Source organism: Pseudarthrobacter sp. Hb11, from assembly GCF_059383655.1.
Window position 1 is genome coordinate 1 of sequence record NZ_JBWZCM010000015.1, and the last position, 11,680, is coordinate 11,680.

Consider the following 11,680-nt stretch of genomic DNA (forward strand, 5'->3'; position numbering starts at 1 on the left):
GGAGCGCCTCCCCCCCCACAGGTCGCTCGTTTTTCCCCCGCCAAAACCTCCCCACCCCCCCCCCGCGGCTTTAAGGGGTGCGCGCAGCATGGGTATCACAGCATATTGACCGGCCGTAGCCGGAGGCATAGTTTCTGCGGTAACGGGGTCAGCCGCCCCGTGTCCACGGAAGGAAAAGACCATGCCGAAGTATCTGTTCGAAGCAACGTACGTAGGCCAGGGCATCAAGGGGCTTATGCAGGAAGGCGGCACCAGGCGGCGCGATGCCCTGGCGGAGGCGTTGAAGTCCGTCGGCGGAACGCTGGAAAGCTTCTACTACGCCTTTGGTTACTACGACGTCCTGGGCGTTTTTGAGGCGCCGGACGATGCAAGCGCCGCAGCACTGTCGCTGCTGATCAATTCGTCCGGGAACGTCAACGTCCGCCTGAAGCCGCTCCTCACCGTGGAAGACATCGATGAGGCGGCCAAAATGACGCCTTCCTACCGTGCCCCGGGAAAGTAGGGCGCGTTCCCACATCGGCGAGCCCCCGCCGTCGTACATTACGACGGCGCGTGCCCAGCTTAGAGATTGAGGTGGCGGTGAGCAGGCCATGACAGAGCACAAAGGACAGCAGCGGCGGCTGCAGGTATCGGACGTCAACGTCGTCAACCGCCGGACGCTGAAGAAGGCGCTGGGCGGGACCATCGTGGGCAACACGATGGAGTGGTACGACGTTGGGGTGTTCGGCTATCTCATCACCACCATGGGGCCGGTGTTCCTGCCCGAGGCGGACAGGGCCGTGCAGAACCTGTTCCTGCTGGGGACGTTCGGCGCCACCTTCATCGCCCGGCCGCTGGGCGGCATCTTCTTCGGCTGGCTGGGCGACAAGATCGGCCGCCAGAAGGTGCTGGCCATGACGCTGATGCTCATGGCGATAGCGACGTTCGCCGTCGGCCTGCTTCCCGGGTACGCGGTGCTGGGCATCTGGGCGGCGGTGCTGCTGGTGGTCCTCAAGCTGGTTCAGGGCTTTTCCACCGGCGGTGAATACTCGGGAGCCACCACGTTTGTGTGCGAGCATTCACCTGACCGCCGCCGGGGCTTCTACGTGAGCTTCCTGGACATGGGCAGCTACCTTGGTTTCGCGGCGGGCGGGCTGGTGGTTTCCGTCCTGCAGCTGACGCTGGGCCAGGAGCAGATGGAGGCGTGGGGCTGGCGGATCCCGTTCCTGGTGGCCGGTCCGCTGGGTGCCGTGGCCGTCTACTTCCGGATGAAGATCGAGGAATCGGCAGCCTTCAAAGCCACCATGGAAGCCGAAGCCGTGGCCGCCAAGCATCCCGAAACAGGGGAAGAGCTGCGCCCCGTTGGCCCGATCGGGATTTTGAAGGCGCACTGGCGGCCGATCGTGCTGGCCATGATCCTGGCGGCGGCGGCCAACACCGTGGCCTACGCGCTGACCTCCTACATGCCCACGTATCTGACCAGCAACAAGGGGTACAGCGAGGTGGAGGGGACGCTGCTGACCATCCCGGTCCTGGTGGCCATGGCGCTGTGCATCCCGTTTACCGGGCTTCTCTCGGACCGGATCGGCCGCCGCCGGGTGTTGTGGATCGGGGCCTTCAGCACAGTGGTGTTTGCGGTTCCGGCGTTCCTGGCGATAGCGGTGGGCAGCCTGCCTATGACTTTGCTGGGCCTGGCACTGATCGCCTTCCCGGTGGCGTTCTCGGTGCCGAACCTCGCCTCGGCGCTGCCGGCGCTGTTCCCCACCGAGCACCGCTACTCCGCCATGGGCATCGCCTACAACCTGGCGGTGGCCATCTTCGGCGGAACGGCCCCGTTCATCATCGCGGCCCTGATCGGGCTGACCGGCGACGACATGGCGATTGCGTACTACCTCATGGCTGTGGCCGCGATTGCGGCTGTGGCCATCCGGTTCCTGCCCGAATCGGCCGGGCGGCACCTGCCCGGGTCCATGCCCAGCGTCGATTCGGAGGAAGCCGCGCGGAGGCTGGTGGAGACGCAGGACAACAACCCGCTCCTGGACATGGACTCGCTGCCGTTCGAGAGCAGCTTCGAGATCGCACGGGCGTCCCACAAGCCCGGGCCGGGGAAGCCGACGGTGATGTGAGGCAGGACGTACGACGGCGGCCCGCTGGTTTTGCGTCGCAAGGTTGGTTGGCGTGGCCCCTACTCGAAGTTTTGTGAGTCCTGCCGGGCTGCAAGGAGGGCGAGATCGTAAATCAGCCGCTGAACTTCACGCTCGCGGCCGCTGGTCCTGGCGGGTGCCTGTGAGGCGGTGGGTCCTTTGCCTGGCGGAGCAGGAAGGGGCCGGCGGACCGCTGGTGGTGCCGCGGATCCCGGTTTTAGGCCCGCAGGTGTTTTACCTGGGCGTACAGGCCCCACGGCCCTGGCTCCATTGCGGCCACTGTCCTCCGACACGTCAGTGATTATCAAGAACGTCCCCTTCGTCAAGCTTGTGGAACCACCTTAGAAAGCAGCAACGCCATGTGGAAGGGCTTTTATCCATCGAGAGGATTATTTGCGCCATTCTTGAGGGTTCCTTGGAGGTTCTGCCGTTTGACCTGCGCATACTTCCAACATGCGCGTTCTATGATTCATTCGCAAATTCACTGATACGGGCTGAAATCGGGCTGGGCGTAGGGTGGGAGGTGGACGAAAGGAGCACTTCATGAAGAAAATCCTCATGGTACTGACCAGCGTTTCCGAGATCGGCGATACGGGAGAGAAGACCGGCTACAACGTGGCCGAAGCTGCACATCCCTGGAAGGTGTTCAAGGATTCCGGACATTTCGTCGACTTTGCGTCCATCCAGGGCGGCCAGCCCCCGCGCGACGAGGTGGACACGAAAGACCCCATCCAGGTTGCCTTCACAGAGGATGAGACCACGCGCGCCGGCCTCTACAACACTGCCCGCGTCGACGTCGTTGATCCCCACCAGTACGACGGCGTCTACCTCGTGGGCGGCCACGGCACCATGTGGGACTTCCCGGACAGCGAAGGCCTGCAGAATTTGGTGGCCAGCGTCTACAACGCCGGGGGTCTGGTGGGCGCGGTCTGCCACGGACCGGCCGGCCTGCTGAACGTGGAATTGGAGAACGGGCTTCGCCTCGTCGAGGGCCGAAGGGTGGCCGCCTTCACCAACGACGAGGAGGTTGCCGCAGGGAAGGACAAGGTCATCCCGTTCTTCCTGGCGGACCGGCTCGCGGAACAGGGTGCCATCCACGTCTCCGCCGGTGTCTTCGAGGAAAAGGTTGTTGTTGACGAGCGGCTGGTGACCGGCCAGAACCCGGCGTCGGCTGCCGGTGTGGCCAAGGAGATGGAGAAGCTTTTCGCAGAGGTCATCCATCAGGAAAAGGCCGAGGAACAGCACGACGCCGAGGCCCTGCGCGCCGAGAAGGACGCTATCAAGGCGGCTGCCGTGGAAGCGGAGCAGTAACCCAGCAGGGCACTGAAACTGACGGCCACCCCAATGACGGGCGGCCGTCAGTTGTTGCACATGCGGCGACAAACGGGGCGCAGCTTAGGCTTGGCCTATGTCTACTGATGATGAGAAGGACCCTCCCGTGCCCGCTGACGTTGAGGGCAAGATCCCGAAAAAGGTTCACGACAAGCAAGGTGCAGATGAAGGTGAGGCCCGGGCCGATGAACCTCATGAGTAGCTAATTGATCTGCGGAAGTGCGTGACTTCGACCTTGGGCGATGCTCCGCTAAAAACCGGTAGCTGGGGCACTAGTTAGCTACCCCGCCACCGCAGCCTTCGCGGCCTGCGAAGCCGCCATCCACTCGCTCAGCCACGGGGCGCGGACGGTGGACGTGATCCGGCAGTCGGCAACGAAGGTTCCCTTGGCGCCGGCGTCGATCCAGTCCGTCAGCGCTGAAAGGTCTGAAAGGGAACGGATCACCGCAGAGTCCGCACTCAAAGCCCGCGCAATCCCGCTGAAGTCCACTTCCGGGATCAGCATGGGCTTTTCGATCAGGCCCTGCGAGCCGTACTGGTGGATTTCGGCGCCGTAGGCGGCGTCGTTGTAGATCACCACAATCGCACTGTGGGCCGCGCCGATCAGCGATTCGAGGTCGGCCAGGCCCATCAGGAAACCGCCGTCGCCGGAGGCCAGCACCAGGGTGCGGCCGCCCTCCACGGCACGGGCCGCCCCCACGGCGCTGGCCAGGCCCAGCCCGATCGCCTGGAACGCGGTCCCCACCATCACCAGGTCCTGCGGCCGCGGAATGTCCCAGTACATAGGCGCCCAGCCCACGAAGTGCCCGCCGTCCTGGACCACCGTGCGGCGTTCCGGCAGCACGGTGTCGAGTGCCGTGGCGAGGGAGCGCGGGTCCAGCCGGCCGTCCGGCGTCTCGTCCGAGCCCGGGTGGTGCCCCGGTCCCGCAGCCAAGCGACGAGAGGCTTCCGCACGCCAACCTTGAGCCGAAGCCGCGTCATCAAGCAACGACAGAAGACGTGCCGCGGCGGACTTCGCGTCAGCGCTGACGAACAGGTCCACCCGGGGGTTCGTGGGCTGCAGGGCGGTGTCGATCTGGATGACGGTGCTGTCCGGGCCGAGCAGGTGCCCGAACCGCATGGTGAAGGGGCTCAGGCTCGCCCCGGCCACCAGGATCACGTCGGCCTCGCCCATGAGCCCGGCGGCGGTGTCGGTGCCGAAACCGCCCGCGACGCCCAGGTACCCCTCGCCTTTGAGGAGGTTGAGCGCGAGGGCGGTTCCGGCGGTCAGTGCGCCGAGGCGGTCGGCGAGTTCGCGGAGTTCCGGCCCGGCGCCGGCGAGGTGCGCCCCGCGGCCGGCGAGGATCAACGGCCGCCCGGCCTCGGCGAGCAGGCGGGCTGCCTGCCCAAGGTCCGCGCCGCCGTCGTCCGTTACGCGGGGTGCCAAAGGCGCGGTAACCTCTTCGTCCTCAGCTTCGAGGGCCGCGAGGTCGTAGGGAATGGCAATGACGACGGCGGTGCGCTGGGTAAGCGCGTACTCCACGGCCTGCCGGGTGATGGAGCCGGCGGTTTCCCGGGTGACGGTGAAGGTTGCCGCGCCCAGGCCGGCGGCGATTGCCGCCTGGTCGACGTCCTGCGGACGGGCTCCGCTGGTCGGAGCGTCCCCGGTGACCAGCACGACGGGGATCTGCGCCTGGACCGCCTCGGCGAGGGCGGTGAGGGCATTGGTGTAGCCGGGTCCATAGGTGGTGGTGCCCGCTGCGAGACGTCCGGACGTGCGGTAGTAGGCGTCGGCCGCAGCGATGGCGGCGCCTTCGTGGCGGACCGGGGAGAAACGGAGGCCCAGCTTTTCGGCGGCGTCCAGGAAGTAGACGTTTCCGTTGCCCATAACGCCGAAGACATCGCTGAGGTAGCTGTTGAGAACCTGTGCCACACGGCCGGAGACGGTAAGTGAAGTCATGCAGGAATCGTGTGGCCTGCGTCTCACGTTTGCAATACCGCTCGATACTGCTGGGACTTTTGGCAGTAGAAGAAGCAGCAAGTGACAATCTGCCCAAGTTGTGGCCGGCGTCACCTATTTCTAGTCGGAGGGGCGGCCTTCCTGCTCGGACAGGCGGCTGATGAGCCCGTCGTACCGGGGCGGCATGAGCTCCATAACGGAGATGGCGGTGCTGGTCCGCTGGATCCCGTCGATTTCCAGGATCTGGTTGGTGATGCGGTAGAGGTCGGCGGTGCCGCGGGCCACCACCTTGGCCATGAGGTCCGCGTCGCCGGTGGTGGCGTGCACCTCGATGACTTCCGGGATCGCTGCGAGGCCGCTCTCCACGGAGCCGAACCGCGTCTGGCTGATTTCCAGTGAGAGGAAGGCCATGAGCTCGTAGCCGAGCGCTGCGGGGTCCAGCCGCCGGCTGAACGAGCGGAGTGCGCCGCTGCGCTCCAGCCGTGCCAGCCGGGCATGGACGGTGTTGCGTGCGACGCCGAGTGTCCGGGAAAGTGCCAGGGCGCTGGCTTCGGGGTCCTTGTCGAGGGCCAGGATGATCCGGCCGTCGAGCGAATCGAGGGTGCGAGCATTCGAGATGGTCATATTTTCACCAGAGCTACTAGAAGTTGAGCAGAAGTCCCAAGCACAAAAGCGTATCTTGCTATGTGGGCCGAGTCACAACCATGATCGGTGCCCATGACCCCTGAACAACTCTTGACAAGGCCGGACACCGCGCTGCCCACCCTTCGCGGCGCCGTGGCCGGGCTTCCGTCCTACGTCCCGGGCCGCCGGGGTGCCGGCGCGGACATCGCAGCCCTCGCCAGCAACGAAAGCCATTACGAGCCGCTGCCCGCTGCCGCGGCTGCGGTGGCCGCGGCGGCCGGCACCATGAACCGCTACCCGGACAGCGCCGCCGTCGAACTCCGCGAACGGCTTGCCCGGCACCTGGGCGTCACCGCGGGGGAGATCGCAGTGGGGCCCGGCAGCGTGGGCGTCCTCCAGCAGATCATCACCGGGCTGTGCGACGCCGGGGATGAGGTTGTTTTCGCGTGGCGCTCGTTCGAGGCCTACCCCATCCTGGTGGAGCTTGCGGGCGCCCGGCCGGTCCGCGTCCCGCTAGACCATCTGGAGGGCCACGACCTCGATGCCATGGCGGCGGCGGTCACCGAGCGCACCAAGGTGATCCTGCTCTGCACCCCCAACAATCCCACCGGCGTCCCGATCAGCCACGAACGCATCGAGGCCTTCCTTCGCGCCGTCCGCTCCGACATCCTCGTGGTGATCGACGAGGCCTACGTGGAATACGCCGAGGCGGGCAGCGGCCCCGACTCCCTAGCCCTCTACCGCCAGTACCCGAATGTCTGCATCCTGCGCACGTTTTCGAAGGCCTACGGACTGGCCGGCCTGCGCGTGGGGTACGCCGTGGCCGCGCCGCTTATTGCCGAGGGACTGCGCCGGACCGCGCTGCCCTTTTCCGTGAGCACGCTGGCCCAGAAGGCGGCCGTCGCTTCGCTGGATGCGGGGGAGGAGATGGAGGAGCGAGTCGCCGTCGTCAAGCAGGAGCGTGCACGGATGTCTCGGGAGCTGGCAGCCCGGGGCTGGAAGCTGGAGCCGAGCCAGGGCAATTTCCTGTGGATCCGTGCCGACGACGAGCTCCGGACGAGGCTGATGGAGGCGTTCGACGGCGCAGGCATCCTGGTCCGGGCGTACCAGGGCGACGGCGTGCGGATCACCGTTGCCGACGCCGCTTCCAACGACCGCGTGCTCCGGCTCCTCGAAGCCCACGCGGCCTGAAAATTCTTTGTCCCCCCAACTCCAATCCGTCCTACTAATTAGAGGAATTCCCATGGAACAACAGACAAAGACGTCTGCCCGCGCCCTCGGTGCGGCCCTCAAACCACGCCAGCTCACAATGATGGGCCTCGGAAGCGCCATCGGCGCGGGTCTCTTCATCGGCTCCGGCGCGGGTATTCAGGCGGCTGGTCCGGCCGTGCTGGTCTCCTACCTCGTGGCCGGCACGCTCATCATCTTGGTGATGTGGGCCCTCGGTGAGATGGCGGCCGCCAACCCGGACAGCGGCGCCTTCTCCGTCTACACCGCCAAAGCGTACGGGCCGGTGGCCGGTGCCACGGTGGGCTGGCTGTGGTGGCTGCAGCTGGTGGTGGTCATCGCGGCCGAAGCGCTTGGTGCGGCAGGATTGCTGGCCACGATCTTCCCGGCACTGCCGGTGTGGCTGATGGCCTTCGTGTTCATCGTGGTGCTGACCGCGGTGAACCTGACGAGTGTGAAGAACTTCGGCGAGTTCGAATTCTGGTTCGCCCTGCTCAAGGTGGCGGCAATCGTCGCGTTCCTGGCTGTGGGCGCTGCGCTTCTCTTCGGCTGGCTGCCGGGCGTCCAGTCGCCGGGCCTGTCCAACTTCATGGGAGAGGGCTTTGCCCCGAGCGGTTTCGCCGGGATCGCCACGGCACTCTTTGTGGTGGCTTTCGCGTTTGGCGGCACCGAGATTGTGTCCGTGGCCGCAGCCGAGACGGCGGAGCCGGCCCGGAGCGTGAAGAAGGCAGTCCGCACGGTGCTGTGGCGCATCCTGGTGTTCTACATCGGTGCCATCTTCATCATCGCGGCTGTGGTTCCTGTCGGTTCGGATGGGCTGAAGAGCCCGTTCGCCGCCGTGTTGGAGGCCGCCGGCATGCCCGGTGCGGCCACCGCCATCACGCTGGTGGCCGTCGCAGCACTGCTCTCCGCGCTCAACGCGAACCTTTACGGCGCATCCCGGATGGCGTACTCCCTCGCGGAGCGGGGTGAGGCACCTCGCGTGCTTGCTGCGGTGTCCAAGGCCCGGGTCCCGGTTGTGGCAGTCCTGGCCAGCGTCGCGTTCGGTGTTGTCACCGTGGTGCTGGAGCTGGCATTCCCCGAGATGGTCCTTGGCGTCCTGCTGAACATTGTGGGCTCCACCTGCCTGCTGGTGTGGACGTCCGCGCTCCTGGCCCAGCTCGCGCTGCGGCTGCGTGCCGACCGTGAGGGGACGGAACTTCCCCTGCGGATGCCCGGCTTCCCGTGGCTCACGGGCTTTGGCCTGCTCATCCTCGCGGCGATCTTCACGGTGGGCTTCATCGGCGAGGATTCCCGTCCCCAGCTCCTGAGCACTTTCGGACTCGTGGCGGTTCTGGCGGTGGGGTGCTGGATGAACCACCGGAACCGAAAAGTCGCGGGCGGCGCTGAAGCGCCGGAGGGTGCACAGCAGCCGGTGCTCATCGACTGAACCAGGGGCTCGAACTACTTCTCCCGTTCAGGGGACATGAAGGGCGCGTCTGGCTTGGGCCGGGCGCGCCCTTCGCAAACCGGGCCTACCGGTCAGGTGCCCCAACCTTCACCAGTGCCGGCCACGCTTTGTTCCGCAGTTCGGCGAGACCCCTGCGGGCCTCCAGGGCATCAGCAAGGCTGACGGCCACGAACCGCGTTACTGTTCCGGGGGCCGCCCGGGCAACCAGATCCATGTCGGCGCTAATAACGGTGCCTACCATGGCATAGCCGCCGCCGGAGACGGCATCGCGGTGCAGGATGATGGGCTGGGTGCCCCCGGGTATCTGGATGGACCCTACGGCGTACCCTGCGTCCACAATGTTGGAAGGATCCGAGTCGGCGCCGAATGGCTGTTCCCGCTCCTTCCACTTCACCCCGGGGCATGAATAGCGCAGACCCATCCGGTCGGCCACAGGCGTCACCTGCCATTCCCCATTCAGGAGATTGCCCAGGCCTTCGTCAGTGAGGCGGTGGTCGTACAACCCCAGCACGATCCGGACTTCCTGCTCCTTGGCATAAATGGGGGCGGAATTCCTCCGGAACAGTCTCGGCTTCGGGGAGATTTCCGCCGTTGAGGGGAGCGCCCACCGGGACGACGTCGCCCGCCTCGAGCTTGCGGCCCTTGAACCCGCCGATCCCGCCGAGGCTGTACGTGGAGCGGCTACCGAGCACCTCCGGGACGTCGATGCCGCCCTGGACCGCAATGTAGTAGCGGGTGCCGCCCTGGATGACGCCGAAGGAGAGCTGGTCCCCGGCCATCAGAAACAGGCGGATCCATTGGGGCTGTGACTCCCCGTTCGGGGGAGTGGAAGAAGCCGAACTCATCTTCGGGACGCTGGGCGCTGCGGGCATCGACTTTGTCCACACCACCGAGTACCGGGCCACCGAGCCAGCCTTCGCCGATGCTCAGGAAAGCCTTGCTGCCCTGGCGAAGAAGTACTCGGGCCTGCCCGTGATCGCCAACGGGCAGTTGGACGATCCCGACACTGCCGTGTCCATGCTGGCAGACGGCGCGGCGGGCGTGGTTGCACTTGGCAAGGCTGCCCTGGCCAACCGGAATTGGCCGCACCTGGTCCGGAACAACCTGGAGTTCGAGGAACTCGATCCTTCCGTTTTCGCGCCTTTCGCGGACGTCAAGGACTGGGAGCTGGAGGACCAGGCGTAAACAGGAATCCGGTGCGAGGACGGCGCCACGCACCCAGGCGCCCGTGCCGGCGTCGAACATTGATCCGCGCACCCGTCAGCTGCCCCCTGCGCCGTTCACCGCGGATTCCTCACCGCCCGGCGCATCAAAGATACGTTGGCTTAGTATCTGGACCATAATCGCCGGAGGCCGCGGCGCCATAAGAGGGATTTTCGCCTCTGGAGTGGTATGCGCGGGGGCAGCTGAAGGACACCGACGTTTTCTATAAGCAAGGGAGCATTATGGGCTGGCTGGACCGAGAACGAACTGTTGCCCCACCGGGATTCAACCGCTGGCTCGTGCCGCCCGCGGCGCTCGCCGTCCACCTCTGCATCGGCCAGGCCTACGCCACCAGTGTGTATAAGACGGCGCTGGTCAAGCATTTTGAAGCCAGCCTGACCGAGATCGGCGTGATTTTCTCCATCGCCATTGTGATGCTGGGCCTCTCCGCCGCCATCATGGGCACCTGGGTGGACCGGAACGGTCCGCGCAAGGCCATGTTTACCTCCGCCATGTTCTGGGTGGGCGGCTTCCTGATCGGATCGCTCGGCATCTTCACCCACCAGCTGTGGCTCGTGTACCTGGGCTACGGCGTGGTGGGCGGCATCGGGCTGGGCATCGGCTACATCTCGCCTGTGTCCACACTGATCAAGTGGTTCCCGGACCGGCCCGGCCTGGCCACCGGGATGGCCATTATGGGCTTCGGTGGCGGCGCGCTGATTGCCAGCCCCGTCTCCACGGCGCTGCTCAAAATGTACGACCCCAACTCCGGCGCCAAAGACTGGGTGGCCAGCGGCGATGCCGTGGGCAAACTCTTCCTGACCCTCGCCGCCGTCTACCTTGCGTACATGCTGTTCGGCGCCTTCACCATCAAGGTCCCCGCCGACGGCTGGAAGCCGGCAGGGTTCGACCCCGCCAAGGTAAAGGCCGCCAAGCTGGTCACCACGGAGAACGTCTCGGCCAGGAACGCCGTGAAGACCAAACAGTTCTGGCTGGTGTGGATTGTGCTGTTCTGCAACGTCACCGCGGGCATCGGCATCCTGGAGCAGGCCGCGCCGATGATCCAGGACTTCTTCCGCCAGTCCGACGGCGTCTCCCTGGTGAGCGCCGCCGTCGCCGCAGGCTTCGTGGGGCTTTTGTCCATCGGCAACATGGCGGGGCGCTTCGTGTGGTCCGCCACCTCCGACGTCACCGGCCGCAAGCGCATCTACATGGTGTACCTGGGCGTCGGTGCAGTCCTCTACACGGTGCTGGCGCTGGCGGGTTTCACCACTACGGTCCTGTACGTGGCATTGGCGTTCGTCATCATTTCCTTCTACGGCGGCGGTTTCGCCACCGTGCCGGCGTACCTGCGGGACCTCTTTGGCACCTACCAGGTGGGCGCCATCCACGGCCGGCTGCTCACCGCCTGGTCCGCTGCCGGGGTGGCCGGGCCGCTGATTGTCAACGCCTTCCTCGACGCGCAGGGCAAGCCCGGCCAGTTGGATGCCGCCTCCTACCAGCCGGCGCTGCTGACCATGGTGGCGCTGCTGGTGATCGGTTTCCTGGCCAACCTGATGGTCAAGCCGGTGGACGCACGATTCCACGAACCCCGCCCGGACCGCGGACGGGCCCAAGAACCTGCCATGGAGGCCTGAGATGAGCACAGCACACACCCCCGGCGCGCAGGCGCCCGCCAAAGTGTCCGCCGGCAAACTCGCCATCGCCTGGGCGCTTGTGGGCGTCCCGCTGGCCTACGGGATCTACCAAACCCTGACCCGGGTGGCGGCGCTGTTCGGGTAA

The 11,680-nt window shown here is 66.0% G+C and carries 13 protein-coding genes; 9 read left to right on the forward strand and 4 right to left on the reverse strand.

Translation table 11 applies throughout. The features are described 5' to 3' along the window. Nucleotides 1-181: 181 nt before the first annotated feature. The 4 genes from AC50X7_RS16495 to AC50X7_RS16510 all read left to right on the forward strand — a co-directional run bounded on the left by AC50X7_RS16495 (nucleotide 182) and on the right by AC50X7_RS16510 (nucleotide 3,657). Nucleotides 182-502, forward strand: coding sequence for a GYD domain-containing protein (locus AC50X7_RS16495; protein ID WP_494980003.1), 321 nt, complete (start codon nucleotides 182-184; stop codon nucleotides 500-502). Nucleotides 503-590: 88 nt separating this feature from the next. Continuing rightward, a complete protein-coding gene (locus tag AC50X7_RS16500) occupies nucleotides 591-2,105 on the forward strand; it encodes an MFS transporter (RefSeq protein ID WP_494980004.1) in 1,515 nt (504 codons plus the stop codon). 561 nt (nucleotides 2,106-2,666) lie between these two features. Then, nucleotides 2,667-3,434 (forward strand): type 1 glutamine amidotransferase domain-containing protein, encoded by a 768-nt coding sequence (locus AC50X7_RS16505; RefSeq protein ID WP_494980005.1) that lies wholly within the window; start codon nucleotides 2,667-2,669, stop codon nucleotides 3,432-3,434. A gap of 97 nt (nucleotides 3,435-3,531) precedes the next feature. After that, the gene (locus AC50X7_RS16510; protein WP_494980006.1) at nucleotides 3,532-3,657 is read left to right on the forward strand and encodes a hypothetical protein; all 126 of its coding nucleotides are present in this window, start codon (nucleotides 3,532-3,534) and stop codon (nucleotides 3,655-3,657) included. A gap of 78 nt (nucleotides 3,658-3,735) precedes the next feature. Here AC50X7_RS16510 and AC50X7_RS16515 read toward each other — a convergent pair whose 3' ends face one another. Further along, a complete protein-coding gene (locus tag AC50X7_RS16515) occupies nucleotides 3,736-5,394 on the reverse strand; it encodes a thiamine pyrophosphate-binding protein (RefSeq protein WP_494980007.1) in 1,659 nt (552 codons plus the stop codon). A gap of 120 nt (nucleotides 5,395-5,514) precedes the next feature. Beyond that, nucleotides 5,515-6,018, reverse strand: coding sequence for an Lrp/AsnC family transcriptional regulator (locus AC50X7_RS16520; protein WP_494980008.1), 504 nt, complete (start codon nucleotides 6,016-6,018; stop codon nucleotides 5,515-5,517). A 93-nt stretch (nucleotides 6,019-6,111) separates the two neighbouring features. On the opposite strand from AC50X7_RS16520, the gene hisC reads away from it, so the two are divergent. Both hisC and AC50X7_RS16530 read left to right on the forward strand, forming a co-directional pair. Then, nucleotides 6,112-7,209, forward strand: coding sequence for a histidinol-phosphate transaminase (gene hisC, locus AC50X7_RS16525; protein WP_494980009.1), 1,098 nt, complete (start codon nucleotides 6,112-6,114; stop codon nucleotides 7,207-7,209). 52 nt (nucleotides 7,210-7,261) lie between these two features. Then, nucleotides 7,262-8,674, forward strand: coding sequence for an amino acid permease (locus AC50X7_RS16530; RefSeq protein ID WP_494980010.1), 1,413 nt, complete (start codon nucleotides 7,262-7,264; stop codon nucleotides 8,672-8,674). A gap of 85 nt (nucleotides 8,675-8,759) precedes the next feature. On the opposite strand, the gene AC50X7_RS16535 is transcribed toward AC50X7_RS16530, so the two are convergent. After that, entirely contained in the window at nucleotides 8,760-9,206 is a 447-nt protein-coding gene (locus AC50X7_RS16535) for a 5-oxoprolinase subunit C family protein (protein ID WP_494980011.1), read from the reverse strand. Further along, on the reverse strand, nucleotides 9,175-9,567 hold the full coding sequence (locus AC50X7_RS16540; RefSeq protein ID WP_494980012.1) for a hypothetical protein: 393 nt from the start codon (nucleotides 9,565-9,567) through the stop codon (nucleotides 9,175-9,177). Before AC50X7_RS16540 ends, AC50X7_RS16535 begins: the two co-directional genes overlap by 32 nt. Here AC50X7_RS16540 and AC50X7_RS16545 point away from each other — a divergent pair. The 3 genes from AC50X7_RS16545 to AC50X7_RS16555 all read left to right on the forward strand — a co-directional run bounded on the left by AC50X7_RS16545 (nucleotide 9,521) and on the right by AC50X7_RS16555 (nucleotide 11,680). Continuing rightward, nucleotides 9,521-9,880, forward strand: a complete 360-nt coding sequence (locus tag AC50X7_RS16545; RefSeq protein WP_494980013.1) for an oxidoreductase — start codon at nucleotides 9,521-9,523, stop codon at nucleotides 9,878-9,880. The two genes, AC50X7_RS16540 and AC50X7_RS16545, sit on opposite strands and share 47 nt — an antisense overlap. Nucleotides 9,881-10,140: 260 nt before the next feature. Next, the gene (locus AC50X7_RS16550; RefSeq protein WP_494980014.1) at nucleotides 10,141-11,535 is read left to right on the forward strand and encodes an OFA family MFS transporter; all 1,395 of its coding nucleotides are present in this window, start codon (nucleotides 10,141-10,143) and stop codon (nucleotides 11,533-11,535) included. 1 nt (nucleotide 11,536) lies between these two features. After that, entirely contained in the window at nucleotides 11,537-11,680 is a 144-nt protein-coding gene (locus AC50X7_RS16555; RefSeq protein WP_494980015.1) for an MFS transporter small subunit, read from the forward strand.

Coding starts and splice junctions, on each gene's coding strand:
- AC50X7_RS16495 (WP_494980003.1), top strand. CDS start 182: ATGCCGAAGTATCTGTTCGAAGCAACGTACGTAGGCCAGGGCATCAAG.
- AC50X7_RS16500 (WP_494980004.1), top strand. CDS start 591: ATGACAGAGCACAAAGGACAGCAGCGGCGGCTGCAGGTATCGGACGTC.
- AC50X7_RS16505 (WP_494980005.1), top strand. CDS start 2,667: ATGAAGAAAATCCTCATGGTACTGACCAGCGTTTCCGAGATCGGCGAT.
- AC50X7_RS16510 (WP_494980006.1), top strand. CDS start 3,532: ATGTCTACTGATGATGAGAAGGACCCTCCCGTGCCCGCTGACGTTGAG.
- AC50X7_RS16515 (WP_494980007.1), bottom strand. CDS start 5,394: ATGACTTCACTTACCGTCTCCGGCCGTGTGGCACAGGTTCTCAACAGC.
- AC50X7_RS16520 (WP_494980008.1), bottom strand. CDS start 6,018: ATGACCATCTCGAATGCTCGCACCCTCGATTCGCTCGACGGCCGGATC.
- hisC (WP_494980009.1), top strand. CDS start 6,112: ATGACCCCTGAACAACTCTTGACAAGGCCGGACACCGCGCTGCCCACC.
- AC50X7_RS16530 (WP_494980010.1), top strand. CDS start 7,262: ATGGAACAACAGACAAAGACGTCTGCCCGCGCCCTCGGTGCGGCCCTC.
- AC50X7_RS16540 (WP_494980012.1), bottom strand. CDS start 9,567: ATGCCCGCAGCGCCCAGCGTCCCGAAGATGAGTTCGGCTTCTTCCACT.
- AC50X7_RS16550 (WP_494980014.1), top strand. CDS start 10,141: ATGGGCTGGCTGGACCGAGAACGAACTGTTGCCCCACCGGGATTCAAC.
- AC50X7_RS16555 (WP_494980015.1), top strand. CDS start 11,537: ATGAGCACAGCACACACCCCCGGCGCGCAGGCGCCCGCCAAAGTGTCC.